This window comes from Dactylosporangium vinaceum (assembly GCF_019904175.1).
Classification (GTDB): Bacteria; Actinomycetota; Actinomycetes; order Mycobacteriales; family Micromonosporaceae; genus Dactylosporangium; species Dactylosporangium vinaceum.
On record NZ_CP061913.1, the window covers coordinates 294531 to 308330 of the forward strand.

Below are 13800 nucleotides of genomic sequence, written 5' to 3' on the forward strand. Positions count from 1 at the left end.
GCCCTCGCCTGCACCGCCGCAGAGGTGAGCCGATGAGGGCGGCCCTGCGCGCCGTGGCCGAAGCGCGCCTCGCCGCCGCCCTCGCGGGCGTGCCGCTCGACGAGCCCGGACGCCGCTTCGTCGCGTGGGTCGAGCGCGGCGACGCCGATGCACTCGATGGGCTCGCCTCCCTCATCGAGGCCACGCGTGCGGCTCACCAGCCGCGGGGTGCACGATGAAGGCGCCCGAGGTGATCTTTCGGGAGCCGGGCGAGGACGGTCCACGTGGACGTGGACCGTCGACCGACGACGTCGAGCCGATCGTCGGTCAGACCGAGATCGACAGCATCGATCAGGCCGAGGCGGGCGGCGTCGAGCCTGGTGACGACGTTGAGCCACGTACTGCGGCGGCCACCGCTGCCCGCAGGCGCAAGCATGCCGAGAAGCTGGCCACCAGCCTCGGCCCGCGCATCGGCGACCTGCCCGACGCTCATCTGCGGGCGCTGACAGGCGTTCTGTTCGCCGCCTGTGCCGAACGCGGCTTGACGGTTCCCGACCTGCGATGACACGTCACACGATCGTCAGAGTCGCCGCCCGCTACGTCAGCGGGCGGCCGCTCGACGGGCGCTCCGTCCGGGAGTACCCGTATCTCTCCCGCGGCGCGGGGCGCTGGCCCGGCTGGCAGCGTCAGGCGGCGCGCCTCGGTGTCCCCGCGACCGCAGCCACCACGGCCTATGCCGCAACCGCCTACACGGACTACACGCGGGCTGCGGGCGTGACCCTCGCCGTCGTCGCCGCCCGAGCCGCTCGCCGGAGGTGGGCGCGGCGCCGTTTCCGCCGGGCCTACCTCTCCCCGACCCTCGCCGCCCTGTCCGTGCCGCTCGGTGGGGCGCGGGTGCGGCTGCACGTCGACCCCGGGCTCGGCACGCTCATGCCCCGGCTGGCCAAGCCGCTCTCGCCCGCCGAGGTCGCCGTCCGGCGCTGGTACGGGCAGCGGGTCGAGCCGGTGCTGCGCTGGCCCGTCGACCGCGCGATGCGGGCCTGGTGGACGCTGCAGCGAGCCTGCCGGCCCGCGACACAACGGCTCGCGGTGTTCCGCCGGCCGGGCGCCGAGGACACCGGTCCGCGCATCGACCTCACGATCGACACCCCGTATCTGACGGACGAGCAGCGCAAGCTCGTGTCCTCGATCGTCCGCAGCAAGATTCCCGCCGGTGAGCTGGTCGAATCATGGGACCAGGTGGGCGCGAGCGTGTCGGCCCGCTGGACCGTCCGGAGGCGGCCACCCTCCCGCGTGGGCCTGGCCGAACTGCTCGCCGCACTGCCGAAGCTGGCTGAGTGGGAGTTCTACCTCGGCGCCTCGGTCGGCGAGGTGCCGGTGATCCTGAGCCTGAAGGACGACTCGCCGCACATCGCCGTGTCGGCCGGCTCGGGCGCGGGCAAGAGCGTGCTCGCGCAGCTCGTCGCCGTGCAGGTGCTCGCCCGCGGCGGCCGGGTGGTCATCCTCGGCCGCAAGGGCTCCCACAGGTGGGCGCTCGGGCTGGCCGGCGTCGACTACTGCCATCGCCCGGAACAGATGCACCAGGCGCTGATCCGGGCCGCGAGGGTGGCCGACGAGCGCAACACCCTCGCCATGCACGAGGCCGACGACTGGGATCCCGGCCCGCGCACCCTCGTGATCTGCGAGGAGCTCAACGCCACGATCGGCCAGCTCACCACCTACTGGGCCGACACCCGGGGCAAGAGCGACCCGAAGCGCTCGCCCGCGGTCACCGCGCTCGGGGAGCTGCTGTTCATGGGCCGCTCAGCGAAGATCAACGTGCTCGCGATTGCCCAAATGCTGACCGCTCGGGCGATCGGCGGGCCCGAGGCCCGGGAAAACTTCGGCGTGCGCTGCCTCGCCCGCTACACGGCGAACGCGTGGAAGATGCTCGTCCCCGAGGCGGCGATGCCGCGGGCGTCGCGCACGCTCGGCCGCTGGCAAATCGTCATCGGCGGCGTGGCCACCGAGTGCCAGGTCGCATACCTCACCAGGACCGAGGCACGGGCCGTCGCCGCCCCTGTCCACATGTCCGCGAAAGACCCTGATGGCCCGCTGACCAGCGATGTCCACGTGGACGTGGACACGATCACCCTTCGCGAGGCAGCCGACCGGGGCGTCATCCCCTGGTCGGTCGGCGCCGCGCAGAAGCGCCTGCAGCGCGACCGCGAGCACGCCCCGACCCCCTGCGGCACCCGCGGCCGGGCCGACCTGTACCGCGTCACCGACCTGATCGAGTGGGTGTCGGGCACGCTGGCCCCGTATGCGGGAGATGCGTCATGAGCGCCGTCCTCGCGGCCGCGGCCCTGGGCGCGCTGGCCGGTCTCGTCGCCGGGGCGACGCTCGGCTACCGGGTGGCCGTCGCCTCGCGGACGTACCGCGACGCCCGGACGACCACACGTAATGCTCGCGGGCTGTGGCGGCAACTGCCGCGCGACTGGTCGAGGGTGGCCGGTGTGCTGGGCTGGCTGGCCGTCGTCGCGTTCCTCGTCGTGGCCTACCTGCCGGGCAGCCGGTGATGAGGCGGGTCTACCGGCACCCGGAATGGTGCGCCCGCGGCCATGCCTGCGGGCTCGGCGAGCACCGGTCGGCGCCGCACGTCATCGATGTGCCCGGCGCCGGCCGCATCGTCATGGTCAGGGTGCTGGCCGAGGACGGCTCGGAGCACGCCGAGGTGCGCGGTTCGGTTCGCCTCCCGCCGAACGAGGCTCACGCTCGGCGGCGGCTGTGGCGGCTGCTGCACGACGCTATTTCGGTGCTCGGCTAACCCTTGATCGCTTCCAAGTTCGAAGTAGCTTCCAGGGGTTCTTGCTATAAGCGTGAACTGCAATTAGCGGCAGAATTGCTGGGTATAGCAGCGCAAAGGCAATGCCTTCGAGGTCGACGGAGCCGGAATCACTGAGTTTACCGCTTAACATAATTGCGGCGAAGGAAACGACGAGCAGCGCAGCAAAGGTTTTGATGAAGATAGAGCCACTCCACACGAGTCGAGTGCCAGCAGCATAGACGTTGGAGAATCGACTAAGCCAGAAACGTGCGGCGGACACGGCGCCTCCGCCGAGAAAGCTCAGCGCCATCGCGAGCTTGAGAAGCTTGCCGGGCCGCTGGTGAATCACCGCGGACCAGTCCTCCGCCAGCACCTCTCGCCGGTCGGGATCACGCGTCCAGAGCCGCGCTGCGACCGGGATGATCCGGCTCGCGAGCCACGGCGACACGTCGCACATCTCGTTGACCGCCAGGCCGAGCACGACGCCGGTGATCACTTCGCCCGCGCTCACGCGTGAGCCTCCCCGCCCGGGAGCCAGCCCCATCGCGAGGCCGTCTGCGGGCGGCGCTCGGCGAGCAGCTGCCGCGCATGCGCAACGCCGGTCGGGGTGAGCTTGTAGAAGCGCCGACGGGGCACGCCGGGCTTGCGCTCGACCTCTTCCCAGCGCTCGGTGAGCATCCCTCCACCCGAGAGGCGCTCAAGAATCTTGTAGACGGTCGGGCCCGCCCGCTTCGTGGTCTTGATGATGTCCCACCCGTGCGTCTCGAAGCCCTCGGCGGCGAGCAGCGCCTCAAGGACGTCGAGCGTCGGTTGGGTCACGCGCTCGGTCATGGGCTAACTGTAGCAGGTGAAATATGGCTAGGTGAAATAAGAATTTTCGCAGGTAAACGTGAGTGATTGTACTCATAGCCATTCGGGTGATCGTCCGAACGGACCGGCCACGGGTGACCGATCGGCGGACATGGCACAGCCAGTTGGCGCGGCGTCACCCAAAGGAGACATTCGTGACGCCGCTCTCACCCGTGCGGGGCATGACTCCCCGAGGCGGCCGAAGCGAAAAAAGTTACACGAAGAGTAATCTTCAGTCACACCGCGTGTAGCAGACCTCTCATCCCTCCGGCCCGAATGCACATTGCTCAGTGCCGGAGCGGGACGCGCCTATGGTTGCATGGATTCCAAGCGCGGAGCCCGCATGCGTGATGACGCATCCCGAAGTACCAGGGGATAAGTCAAGCGGGCCGCCGGGGTGAAGACCCGACGACCCGCGTGCGCAAGTGCCCCCTGCAAGCCGCTAAAACCAACGAGGAGCGCCAACGCAATGCCCACAGTACAAGGGGACCGGGGTCCCCAGCGCAAGCCTGCGCCGAAACCCCCGGCCAGTGACCCGCTGACGTCCGCACTGATCGCCGTGATCGTCCTGTGCGTGCTGGCCGTCGTCGTCGTGATCGTCGTCGAGCTGGCGGCCGGCGGGTCGCCAAGGCTGACCGTCGGCGCTCTCGGGGCGTTCGCCGGGGTGCTCGCGGCGACGACGAAGCTCGTCCGGCACGTGCGGAGATAGCGCGTCGGCGGGCCGCAGGCATAGCGCACCGGCGGCCCGCCGTGCCAGGGTTCCGCGAACCCTAGACCGTTCGTACACCTGTACGATTATGATCACGGCCATGACCAGCGAAGATGTGTTCACCTGCAGCGCCACGAAGACCACAACCACCGCGACCGGCGACGTCGAGGTGCGCTGCACCAAGATCGCGAAGCACGTCGAGCAGGGCGAGCCGGTACACGAGGCGAAGCTCGGCGCCTTCCCGATTCGCTGGCGGTAGAGCTCGCCTCTCAGTGCAGCTCGGTGAGCTTCGGGATCGTCACGCCGTGGTTGCCACAGGCTCCCGCGAGGGTGGCCCACTTCTGCACGAGCTGTCCGGCGGCGACGAAGGCGAGCCCGGCGTCCCCATCGCTCGTGCTGTCCTTGCCGGAGTCCGAGAGCTGGAAGATCAGATCGAGTACCTCAGTGCCGGCTGTGCGCAGGTCGTCGTAGCGGGAGTCGGCGAACTGCTTGCGGAACGCCTGGTACGCCTTGAGCGACTCGGCGGCGGACTTCGTGGCTTTCGGTGACGGCTCGGGCGACGCCTTCGACGCCGCGGCCGAGTCGCGGATCTGCTCGCAGGCAGCCACGCCGGAGTCCTTGAAGACCGAGGCGGCCGGGCCCTTGCCCGTCACGCCACCGGCAACCACGGCGCCCCCGGCCAGGACCAGCAGGACGGCCACGCCGACGCCTATCCAGAGCCCGGCGCCCCGCCGCCGTTTCCGCCGGCTCGGGCCGACCTGGGGCGGCGGCATGACCGGCGGCGGCCACGGTGCGTTGCCCGGCGGGTGGGCGTAGGGCTGCTGGCCGAATTGTCCGGACTGGGGATCGCTCATGGCCCCGGATTCTGGCATCGACGGCGGGAAGATCACGCTCCGTCGTCCCGGTCGTTACCGCCGCCTGTCTGGATCGGCGAAACGATCCGATCGACGCCGGTTTCCGGCTACGGCTCCCCGGCTATCCGGGCTCGACGCCCGCGGCGCGCAGGATGCGGCGCACCTGCTCCCGCGAGTAGCCGGTCTGACGCGCGATCTCGGCCTGCGAGGTTCCCTCGTGCCAGGCGGTGACGATGCCCTCTGCCAGGGCCAGACGGGCAGCGGTGCGCGCCTCACGGGCGGCTCTGACCTTCGCTTCAGCGGCACGCTCGGCGACCGGGACGGCGTTCTCGGCGCGCCGGAACGCCCTGATCAGCTCGTCGAGGGTGGCCACATCTCGGGAGCCTAGGTATCCGCACGGTGCTGCCACGTCGTTGGGATCTTGTGCAACCACATTGCACCAAAGGCATGCATCCACATGACTACTTGCTCATGTGGCAGTCCTGGCCTACGTTGGGGTACTGACGGGCGGCGTCCGCCCTGGCTGCGGGCCGCGGGCGCTACCCGTCCCCACATCGGCAGAGAGGACACGGGCGTGAGCGACACCGAGATCGAGGCCGACGAGGCTCTGACCCTGTCTGCGCAGAATCTGCAGGCCGCGCCGGTGCTGATCGAGGGGGTCTGGCTGTTGCATCTGTCGGACGGTGAGCAGAGCGTCGAGATCACGCCGGAGATCGGCGACCCGAGCGCGGCCGCGATGGCGCTCGACGATCTCGCCATGGCGGCGGGCCAGGCGGCCGAGCAGATCCGCCGCGCCGCCGGGCGATGACCATGCGCCCCATGACCGCGCTCGCCCTCGCGTGGACCGCGCTAGTGCTGGCCGACCCGACGCCGCTGATGGTGGCCCTGGGCGCGGTCAGCGTCGTGGGTGGGTGGTCCGTGGCGTCGTGGCGGGAGTCGGCCAGCGGGCGGCTACACCGTGCCGACCCACCGCACCGAGAACGAGCTCTGGAAGCCCGTGGTGTCGGTGTTCAATGCGCCGCCGCTGTCCTGAAAGGCTTGGATCGTGAAGTAGTCGGTCGAGCCGTTGGCCGTCTCGGTGATGGTCTTCGCCGGGTAGGCCGTCGTCAGCGCGTTGCCGGAGTTGAACAGTGTCAGCGCGCCGGTGATCGCGCCGCCGTTGCGACACACGAACGCACCGCGGCGGCCGGTCGCGTTGCCGGTGAACCCCACGCCGCCTGAGATCTGGAAGCGGCCGGCCGTTTGCGGCGTGTAGCGGTCAGTGTTCGTCGATGTCGAGTGGCCGTTGTCGTTGTCGACGTCCTCGGTGTCGAAGGTGACGTTGGTGTTGGTGTTGTTCGGAATCGACTGGACAGCGGTCTGCCGACCCTCGAAGACCGGCACGCTGAGGAAGAAATTTCCGGCATCGCGCACATTCGTGTTCATGAATGCCGCCGTGACGATCTCCCCCGCGGTCCAAGTCCGGTATGCCGGGATGATCACGGTCAGGCTCCGATCGCGGTGAAGTTGGGCATGGGGCGGTAGCGGCGCTGCCAGTCCAGCGGCAGCCAGCCGGCGGCGCCGCGTAGGCGCGCCTCGCGGGACAGCACGGGGCCGAGGTGCTCGACCTTCAGGCGCAGCAGTGGCCACGGGTCGAGGCGCTGCTGCAGCACCGGCCGGCCGTCGAGCGTCAGCGGCTGGCCGAGAGGGTCGCGCTGCACGGTCCATAGGTTCGGGTCGTCGAGATCGTCGAACGGCTGCAGCCACAGCACCTCGGCCGGGACGACCAGGCCCCAATCGTGGTGGCGGTACAGCACCTCATCGCCGACCGCGGGCAGCTTCGTACGGTGCTGCGCGGGCCGCTGACGGGCCCACTCGACCTCGTGCGGCTCGTGCGGGACGAGCCGCGTGTGTTCCTCGCGCATCGCGCTTCCCTCCCCTCAGAAGCCGAGCACCGACGTGGTGCCGAGCGCCCCATATGTCGCGTCCTGCAAGATCCAGGGCTGCGCGCCGCTGGCGGGCGAGAGCAGCAGCGTGACCAGCCACGTGCCCCGCTCGAAGTTGATGTCGTGGTGCGTGACCTGCTCCACGAAGAAATCGCCGGACATCGTGATCCCGGCGCCGCCGTTGGCGGCCTTCGGCCGGCGCTTGACCGTCACCCGCGTGCCGATCTCGATCGTGAGCACCATCGGCCACAGGGTCCCGTCGCCGAACGGCACGCGGGTGGCCGCGGCGTCGAAGGTGATCGAGGCGAGCCGCTGGCGTGCCGTCGCACCGTTGAGCACCACCCACGTCGCGGCGTCAACGGTCTCGTTGTCCGAGGCGATGTTGATCGTGCGCGTGAACGGCTTCGGCCCGAAGCGCTTCCGGGACAGCCCACCGTCCGCCGGCTCGGCGTGCGCGATGATCCCGCCCGAGCGCGTGATGTCGGCCATGTTGAAGACCCTCGACGGGTCGAAGTCGTACGCGACGTCACCCTGGTATGGGTATTCACCCGCGGCGGTGTTCTCGCCGAAGGTGTACACCGCCGTCGTCTTCAGCGACCGGTCGAAGCGTGAGGCGAACGCGATGCCGTCCGCGCTCTCGAAGAGGTTGCCGAACTCGCTGTCGGCGACGCTCTGACACGCGGTCAGAGCAGCGGTGCCTTTGGTCAGGGTGCTCGCGGCCATGGCCGATGCGCCCGGCTGGATCGAGGTGGGCCCGGTGTACCCGGCGTAGCTCAGGTACCGCGTGATCCGAGCGCCGCTCAGCTCATTGGCGTACGCCGTGAGCCCGGCGGTAGCAAGGTCGGCAACCTCGCCGGCCGAGAGTGCGCGGTACCAGATGGCGGCGTGCGCGACTACGCCTGTCCACGCCTCGGTGAGGTAGTGGCCCATGTAGGCGATCGCGCCGCCGATGAAGAACTGATCAGCCGGGAGACCACTCGCCAGTCCGACCGTGGACGTGGCTGTCGTGGTCGCCTGCGCAAGCACGCCGTCGATGTAGAGCGCGAGGTTCGTGTTCGTCGCATCCTGGCTGGCGACGCACGCAAGGTGATGCCATACGCCCGCGGCCGGTGCGCTGGCGCTCGTCGCGAATGCCGCGCTGCCCGTGCTGCCCTGCAGCTTGAGCTCCAAGCGGCCCGTCCCGGCCAGCTGCGTGAGCACCATAGGGTTCCACAGGTTGTACTTCGCGTTGCTCCACATGATGATCATGTAGTCGGACGGGGTGGCGGGCCAGTACGCCCAGCACGCCCACGTCGCCGCCCACGCGGCCGGCGGCGACGGCGGCAGCGGCGAGAGCGACAGCGCCCCGGTCTGGCCGATCGCGAGCACCGTGGACGTCTGCAGCGCCGAGAACGCACCGTGAGCGCCGTCCGCGGTGAACTGCACGCCGGTGCCGCCCGAGTCGCCGAGGATGGCCGAATTCACCCCCGCGGTGATGCCCGCCCCCGCCCCAGTCTTCGGAGCGTAGGGCAGCAGGGCCGGGCCGTTGTTGCCGCTCGCCTCGGCGTAGCGCGTCGCACCCTTCGGCTCCTGCAGCGGCCAGTAGTACGTCGGCGCCTTGACCAGGATGGCGTTGCGAGCTTCGGTCCAGAGATCGGCATTGCTGAGGATGAAGAACGGGCCGACCGCGGGCGTGGAGCTGACGCCCCGGAAGCCGTTGTCCTCCCACGCGGTCGGCCAGCGCTCGACGTAGCCGCGCGTCCACACGTTGCGGATCAGGGGGCCGGTCGTCGTGAAGGCGCTCGCCGAGCCGCCGGGCTCGTGCTGCAGCGCGTCGACGTTGACCGTCGAATTGATCGACGTCGTGAACGAGGCGACCCAGAGTTGATGCGTGGGCTGCGTCGCGGTCCACGTCACGGTGAGCCGCACGTATGCGCCCGTCGTCGTAGTGCTCGTGCCGCCGGCGCCGCCGTTGATGAAGATCTGCGTCGTGTTGGCCCCGGTCTGGCGCACGTACAGGGTCGACGTGTACTGCCGGCCGGGGATGCACGGAACGGTGACGCCGACGCCCGAGATACCGCCGCCGTTGACGACGTTGTACGTCAGTGACTTCGTGCCCTGCTGCGGGTTGGTCGTCGTGATCGCCGCGCTCGCCTGCACGCCGGTGCCGCTGTACAGCACCCATGCCGGAGGGGCGCCGGCCGAGTAGCTCTCGAAGCTCGGGTCGGTGCCCACGCCGTTCTGGATGTTGTACGCGGCGTTGATCAGATTGCCGGTGCCGCCGTTCGGCCACATCACGCGGGGCATGATCTGCCGATACGGCTGCACGTTCGGCGAGTACGGCGAGCCGCCGTTGCCAGGGTTCAGCGCCTCGTCGATGTTGAGCCAGTCGACCGACATCGCACCGGTCTGGTTCTGATCAAGCTCGTATTGCCGCCCCCGGCTCGCGCTGCCGATCGAGATGGCGCGAGCGGCAAGGTCGGTCCAGGTCGGCGTGGCGGCCGAGTCGAAGGGCTCGGCATTCCACGCCACGCCGACGAAGACGTCCGGCAGATGCAGATCGGGCACGGCGGCTTACCTCCCGGCCCGGCCCTGCTTGAAGATCATGTCGGTGGGCTGCGCGCCGGTCGCCTTGCCGGCCGGACGGGCGCCCGTCCGGGTGCGGGCCGGAGCGACGGCGGGCCGTGGCCTCGCGTTCTCAGCGGCGATGCGCACTCGGGCGCGCTCGAAGTACTCCTCGGGCACGGTCGGGTTGTCGCGCTCCAATGCCGCCGCAGCGCCGTTCGCGCTGGTGCGCATCGTCGTGGCCGGCATAGCCAGGGCGGTCTTGCGCAGCTCGCTCACTCGGCGGGCGACCTCGGCCCGCGGCGGGGCGGCCAGCACGCGGGAGGCGAGCTCGCTGTACCCGCGGAACGTGGATGCGTCGGTGAGCGTGGCGGCGGTCTTCTCCAGGTGCTCGACGTAGAGCAGGCGGGCCAGCAGCTCGACCGGGCCGAGCCCGTCAAGGTGCTGCCGGGTGGCCGGTGCGAGCCGGCTCACCTTGCCCACGAACTCTGCGGGAAGGTTCGTCATGCCACACACTCCCCGAGCGCGGCGCCGAACGCCTCGGCGATGGCCGCCGCCGGCTGGCCGCTGGTGATCGCGCCGACGAGGCGGTGCAGCGCCGTCACGGGCGCGTTCGGCGTCGAGACACCAAGGCCCGGCATGATCACGGCGACCTGCGCGGCCTGGGGCGGATCGGCGACGAAGCGGCCACCGATCCAGGCGCCGCCGGTTGCGCTGGCGGTTGCCTCGGCGATCCCGAGCGCGTACCGCTGATTCTGGATCGACGCCGGGGCGTGCGTGACGCGCTCGGCGACAGCGGCGGCCTCGGCGCGGACGCCCATGATCTCGGTGAACGCTGCCTGCGCGATCTCCAGCGCCTCACCGATCTTGTCGCCGAGCAGCTGCGCGAGGTTTTCGGCGCGGCGCCGGTCGGCGGCGAGAGCGGCGACGGCGCGGTCGAGCTCGGCGAGCTGGCGGTCCCGCTCGATCTGCGCGACAGCCTCGCCGTGCCACTCGGCGAGCTGCTCGGCAGCCGAGTGGATGTCGGCGAGCGCGTTCTCCAGCTCGCGGCGGCGCTGCGCCTGCGCCTCGCCTGCCTGGCCGGCGTCGAGCGCGGCCCGCCACAGGGTGTTCGTCTCGACGAGCTCGGCCGCTAGGGCGGCGCGGCGGTCGGCGAGAGTGGCGAGCTGGGCGGCGAGCTGGTCGCGGCGCTCGGCCGCCGTTGGGGCCTGCGTCGTCTTCGTGTTCGTCATGACTCAGCCCGCCGAGGTGACGTTGGCGCCGACGTTCAGGACAGCGGCGACAGCGGTCGCGAGGGTGGCGGCCTGACCGGGCGCCACCGGCAGCACGCACTTGGTGCGGCTGATCGACAGAGCCAGACCGCCGGGAAGCGTGTTCGCGATGATGTCGGCGTTGCCCGCGCTCAGACCGGCCACGTACGACGCGGCAGCGGCCACCATCGCCACCAGCCCGGCGCGTGTGAGCGCCCCGGCGATGCCCTGGCTGGTCTGGATGATGAGCACCGACGGAACGACGCCGTCGAGCGCGCCGGCTACGGCACCGGCGCCCTGCGGCTGGTCCTGATAGATCGTCATGGCGTTCCCGCCCGGCGACTCGGGGCGGACGATGAGCGGCACTGTGACTCCTCGGGTCACGCGGCCCGCTGTGCGGCCCGCTGCTGGGCGAGAACGGCGACGCTGGCCGAGTCGATGGCCCACGTGCCTGCAGGCGTCCGGCGGGCGCTCAGCCTGCCGTCTTCGGCCATCCGGCGGACGGTGGAGACCGTGCAGCCGAGGTGCGCCGCGGCGTCCTGCGCGGTCAACTCTGCGGGCGGGGCGGCATCGGCTGCGCTCGCCTGCGCGCCGGTGGATCCCGAGCTGCGCAAATGCTGTGCGCGCCAATCGGCCGCAGCACGCAGAACGGCGGCGGCGACCTGCTCGACGCCAGCTGAGCCGCCGCCGTTGCGGGCCGCGAGCTGAGTCAGCCCGAGCCGCAACGCCCGGTCGATCAGCGCGCAATCCTGGGCAGTCAGCAGGATGGCTGCGCCAGGCACATCGATTGCCATAACTCATCGACCCCCGTCGAACTTGACATAATAGCTATTTATCAGCACCGATTTCCGGGGCATAACGGACATTGACTGAGCCTCGGTGACGGTGCATGGCGATCTCACGGAGCGTCATGACGCTTCGCCCCTTTTGTCTACTTCTTCGAGGTAGGTGCCTATGTCGGCGGCATGGCGCCCAACCTCGGCGCCGATGCCGCCGACGCCGCCCACACGGGGCATCCGCCCGAGCCAGCGATGGACCACGCTCACCGACCGCCCTACCGCGTCGGCGATCTGCCGATAGGTCGCGCCCGCCAAGCGCAGCTCAACGGCATACGCGGCGAGCCTGGCGCGATCGGCGTGGGCGCCGCCGTTTGCGCTGGCCCGGTTGCCGCGCCCTCCGGCCGAGCTGCGCCGGCCGAGCAGCGGCGGCCCGAGCGGCGGGCGCCGCCACGGTGCGTCGAGCCCTACGCCTGCCTCCTCGTAGGCAACGACCCTGCCGGCGGCGTCGTAGACCGCCCGGGAGATCCGGCGCCAATAGTCAGGCGTATACCCCCTTGGGGTATCTGTTCGCCGTTGAGTGTCGAGTCGCCTGCTCACGACGCCGCGGCCTTCGGCTCAGCGCCGCCGCGCCGCTTCCAGATGCGGAAGACGCCGCCCCACGTGCCCTCCTCGCCTTGGCCGGCCTCGTCGCACGCCGCGCGGACCGAGCAGCGCACGCAGAAGGCTCGCGCCTCGGCGAGGCGGCGACGGTCAAAGAACAGCTCGACGTCGGCGCCGCGGCAGGCGGCCAGCAGGCGCCAGTCTCCTGCGGCGAGCCGGTTGCCGAGCTCGCCGGTGATCGGTCTGAAGATCTTCACTGCGGCTCAACCCCCGTAACCTCGACCCACCGTTGGTTCTCGCCGGAGCCAATGCGGATCTTGTCGCCAACCTGGATTTCGGCGACACGAACCTCATCGATGTGACCGGCTCGGTTTCGCCAGCCAATGCCGCCGAACTCGTATGGGGCGCGATTGCCGCTCGGCTCGACTACGTGCACCCGAACGCGGGCGCCGACCTTAGGCCGTTCCGTCCGGCGTTTGTAGGCGTCGAGGCAGCCGTCTGCGTGGCACGCGTAGTGACGGACGGCGTTGCCATGCTTCATGAAGTCCTTGCCGCCGCACTGTCCGCAACGCTTCCGGCACATCGCGCAGAGATCTGGGCGGCGCTTGTCGGTGGTCTTGTACTTGCCGCTGCACCCGTCGTTGCCGCAGCGGAACCAGCCATCCGGCCCGGGTGCAGGGGCGGCGGCTGTACGACGCTCAGCGGCCTTCCTGACGGGCTGCGGCGCACTCTGCGTCTTCACCGCCGCCGCAGCGGTCTTCGCGCCTTCCTCTTCCAGCCGGTCAAGGCTCTTGCGCAGGTAAGCCTTCGGGTTCTTGACGTCGCGGCCGGCCAACCGTGCATCGATCCATCGCTGCGCCTGGTCGGTGGGCATCCCTCCCAGCCGCCGTGCGACCTCTTCGACGATCGTCTCGGTGTGTTCATGGGGGGAGGAAGGCGCACTTGCACTCGTCCCGGACGCGGGCGACCGCCCCGCAGCGTCAGCGGAGGGGTCGGGAGCGTGAGCGTCCGATCCATCGTCGTCAGAGGCTCCCTTATGGTCGCTCTGACTCTGATTTGAGTTATCGGCACGTGGTGCCGCTTCCTTATCGGCACCACGTGCCGCTTCCTTATCGGCACGTGGTGCCGGGGTGTCGTCCTTATCGGCACGTGGTGCCGCTTGCTTATCGGCATCTGGTGCCGTTAAGGGGTCGTCGCCCCACAGCAAGGTCAGCCCCCACCTGACGGTGCCGCGCTTGGTGGCGTGCCCACCGACGATGCCGAGCCGTTTGATCAATCCGGCGCTCTCCAGCTCGGTGAGCGCGTTGCGGACGGACCGCGGGCTGAGCTTCGCCCGACGGGCGATCGACTCCTGCTCCTTGAAGCACACCGGCTCGGCGTCGATGGCGCTGGCCCAGGTCGCCATGACCGTGAGCACGGTCATGGCGTTGTGGCTGACCTTGCGGGACTCGCACCGGATGATCGCCCGGGAGGCGTGCCGGTACCGCGCCGCCGGCAAGGGTGGC

The 13800-nt window shown here is 70.2% G+C and carries 22 protein-coding genes; 8 read left to right on the top strand and 14 right to left on the bottom strand.

Translation table 11 applies throughout. The features are described 5' to 3' along the window. Positions 1–32: 32 nt before the first annotated feature. Genes Dvina_RS01410 through Dvina_RS01430 form a run of 5 tightly spaced genes read left to right on the top strand, consistent with a single transcriptional unit; the run spans position 33 to position 2785 of the window. Complete coding sequence (locus Dvina_RS01410; RefSeq protein ID WP_223100564.1) at positions 33–218, top strand: hypothetical protein; 186 nt, start codon at positions 33–35, stop codon at positions 216–218. Continuing rightward, positions 215–544 carry a hypothetical protein gene (locus tag Dvina_RS01415; protein ID WP_223100565.1) on the top strand — a complete coding sequence of 110 codons (330 nt, stop codon included), beginning with the start codon at positions 215–217 and terminating at the stop codon, positions 542–544. The genes Dvina_RS01410 and Dvina_RS01415 overlap by 4 nt, the downstream gene beginning before the upstream one ends. After that, a complete protein-coding gene (locus tag Dvina_RS01420) occupies positions 541–2301 on the top strand; it encodes a helicase HerA domain-containing protein (protein ID WP_223100566.1) in 1761 nt (586 codons plus the stop codon). The genes Dvina_RS01415 and Dvina_RS01420 overlap by 4 nt, the downstream gene beginning before the upstream one ends. Beyond that, complete coding sequence (locus Dvina_RS01425) at positions 2298–2537, top strand: hypothetical protein (protein ID WP_223100567.1); 240 nt, start codon at positions 2298–2300, stop codon at positions 2535–2537. The genes Dvina_RS01420 and Dvina_RS01425 overlap by 4 nt, the downstream gene beginning before the upstream one ends. Next, the gene (locus tag Dvina_RS01430; protein ID WP_223100568.1) at positions 2537–2785 is read left to right on the top strand and encodes a hypothetical protein; all 249 of its coding nucleotides are present in this window, start codon (positions 2537–2539) and stop codon (positions 2783–2785) included. Before Dvina_RS01425 ends, Dvina_RS01430 begins: the two co-directional genes overlap by 1 nt. On the opposite strand, the gene Dvina_RS01435 is transcribed toward Dvina_RS01430, so the two are convergent. Together Dvina_RS01435 and Dvina_RS01440 are read right to left on the bottom strand one after the other, a co-directional pair. Beyond that, complete coding sequence (locus Dvina_RS01435) at positions 2766–3296, bottom strand: hypothetical protein (RefSeq protein ID WP_223100569.1); 531 nt, start codon at positions 3294–3296, stop codon at positions 2766–2768. The two genes, Dvina_RS01430 and Dvina_RS01435, sit on opposite strands and share 20 nt — an antisense overlap. Then, positions 3293–3616 (bottom strand): PadR family transcriptional regulator, encoded by a 324-nt coding sequence (locus tag Dvina_RS01440; protein ID WP_223100570.1) that lies wholly within the window; start codon positions 3614–3616, stop codon positions 3293–3295. Before Dvina_RS01440 ends, Dvina_RS01435 begins: the two co-directional genes overlap by 4 nt. A 487-nt stretch (positions 3617–4103) precedes the next feature. On the opposite strand from Dvina_RS01440, the gene Dvina_RS01445 reads away from it, so the two are divergent. Beyond that, a complete protein-coding gene (locus Dvina_RS01445; RefSeq protein WP_223100571.1) occupies positions 4104–4343 on the top strand; it encodes a hypothetical protein in 240 nt (79 codons plus the stop codon). A gap of 100 nt (positions 4344–4443) precedes the next feature. Next, positions 4444–4602 carry a hypothetical protein gene (locus Dvina_RS01450; protein WP_223100572.1) on the top strand — a complete coding sequence of 53 codons (159 nt, stop codon included), beginning with the start codon at positions 4444–4446 and terminating at the stop codon, positions 4600–4602. Between the two features lie 10 nt (positions 4603–4612). On the opposite strand, the gene Dvina_RS01455 is transcribed toward Dvina_RS01450, so the two are convergent. Both Dvina_RS01455 and Dvina_RS01460 read right to left on the bottom strand, forming a co-directional pair. Beyond that, positions 4613–5197, bottom strand: coding sequence for a hypothetical protein (locus Dvina_RS01455; protein WP_223100573.1), 585 nt, complete (start codon positions 5195–5197; stop codon positions 4613–4615). A 121-nt stretch (positions 5198–5318) separates the two neighbouring features. Continuing rightward, positions 5319–5570: a helix-turn-helix domain-containing protein gene (locus tag Dvina_RS01460; protein WP_223100574.1), complete on the bottom strand. Its 252-nt coding sequence runs from the start codon at positions 5568–5570 to the stop codon at positions 5319–5321. A 201-nt stretch (positions 5571–5771) separates the two neighbouring features. Between Dvina_RS01460 and Dvina_RS01465 the strand changes: the two genes are divergently transcribed. Further along, the gene (locus tag Dvina_RS01465; RefSeq protein ID WP_223100575.1) at positions 5772–6005 is read left to right on the top strand and encodes a hypothetical protein; all 234 of its coding nucleotides are present in this window, start codon (positions 5772–5774) and stop codon (positions 6003–6005) included. Positions 6006–6148: 143 nt separating this feature from the next. Here the strand turns inward: Dvina_RS01465 and Dvina_RS01470 are convergent, their stop codons facing one another. From Dvina_RS01470 to Dvina_RS01515, 10 genes are all read right to left on the bottom strand, one after another. Then, the gene (locus tag Dvina_RS01470; protein WP_223100576.1) at positions 6149–6622 is read right to left on the bottom strand and encodes a hypothetical protein; all 474 of its coding nucleotides are present in this window, start codon (positions 6620–6622) and stop codon (positions 6149–6151) included. Positions 6623–6681: 59 nt separating this feature from the next. Then, a complete protein-coding gene (locus Dvina_RS01475) occupies positions 6682–7101 on the bottom strand; it encodes a hypothetical protein (RefSeq protein WP_223100577.1) in 420 nt (139 codons plus the stop codon). 15 nt (positions 7102–7116) lie between these two features. Beyond that, entirely contained in the window at positions 7117–9669 is a 2553-nt protein-coding gene (locus Dvina_RS01480) for a LamG domain-containing protein (RefSeq protein WP_223100578.1), read from the bottom strand. Positions 9670–9675: 6 nt separating this feature from the next. Then, positions 9676–10173 carry a hypothetical protein gene (locus Dvina_RS01485; protein WP_223100579.1) on the bottom strand — a complete coding sequence of 166 codons (498 nt, stop codon included), beginning with the start codon at positions 10171–10173 and terminating at the stop codon, positions 9676–9678. Further along, positions 10170–10898 (bottom strand): hypothetical protein, encoded by a 729-nt coding sequence (locus Dvina_RS01490; RefSeq protein ID WP_223100580.1) that lies wholly within the window; start codon positions 10896–10898, stop codon positions 10170–10172. Before Dvina_RS01490 ends, Dvina_RS01485 begins: the two co-directional genes overlap by 4 nt. A 3-nt stretch (positions 10899–10901) precedes the next feature. Beyond that, a complete protein-coding gene (locus tag Dvina_RS01495; RefSeq protein ID WP_223100581.1) occupies positions 10902–11282 on the bottom strand; it encodes a hypothetical protein in 381 nt (126 codons plus the stop codon). A 14-nt stretch (positions 11283–11296) separates the two neighbouring features. Next, on the bottom strand, positions 11297–11710 hold the full coding sequence (locus tag Dvina_RS01500; RefSeq protein WP_223100582.1) for a helix-turn-helix domain-containing protein: 414 nt from the start codon (positions 11708–11710) through the stop codon (positions 11297–11299). A gap of 114 nt (positions 11711–11824) precedes the next feature. Then, positions 11825–12292 (bottom strand): helix-turn-helix domain-containing protein, encoded by a 468-nt coding sequence (locus Dvina_RS01505; RefSeq protein ID WP_223100583.1) that lies wholly within the window; start codon positions 12290–12292, stop codon positions 11825–11827. Then, a complete protein-coding gene (locus tag Dvina_RS01510; protein ID WP_223100584.1) occupies positions 12289–12552 on the bottom strand; it encodes a WhiB family transcriptional regulator in 264 nt (87 codons plus the stop codon). The genes Dvina_RS01505 and Dvina_RS01510 overlap by 4 nt, the downstream gene beginning before the upstream one ends. Beyond that, entirely contained in the window at positions 12549–13718 is a 1170-nt protein-coding gene (locus tag Dvina_RS01515; RefSeq protein ID WP_223100585.1) for a hypothetical protein, read from the bottom strand. Before Dvina_RS01515 ends, Dvina_RS01510 begins: the two co-directional genes overlap by 4 nt. Between the last annotated feature and the right edge of the window lie 82 nt (positions 13719–13800).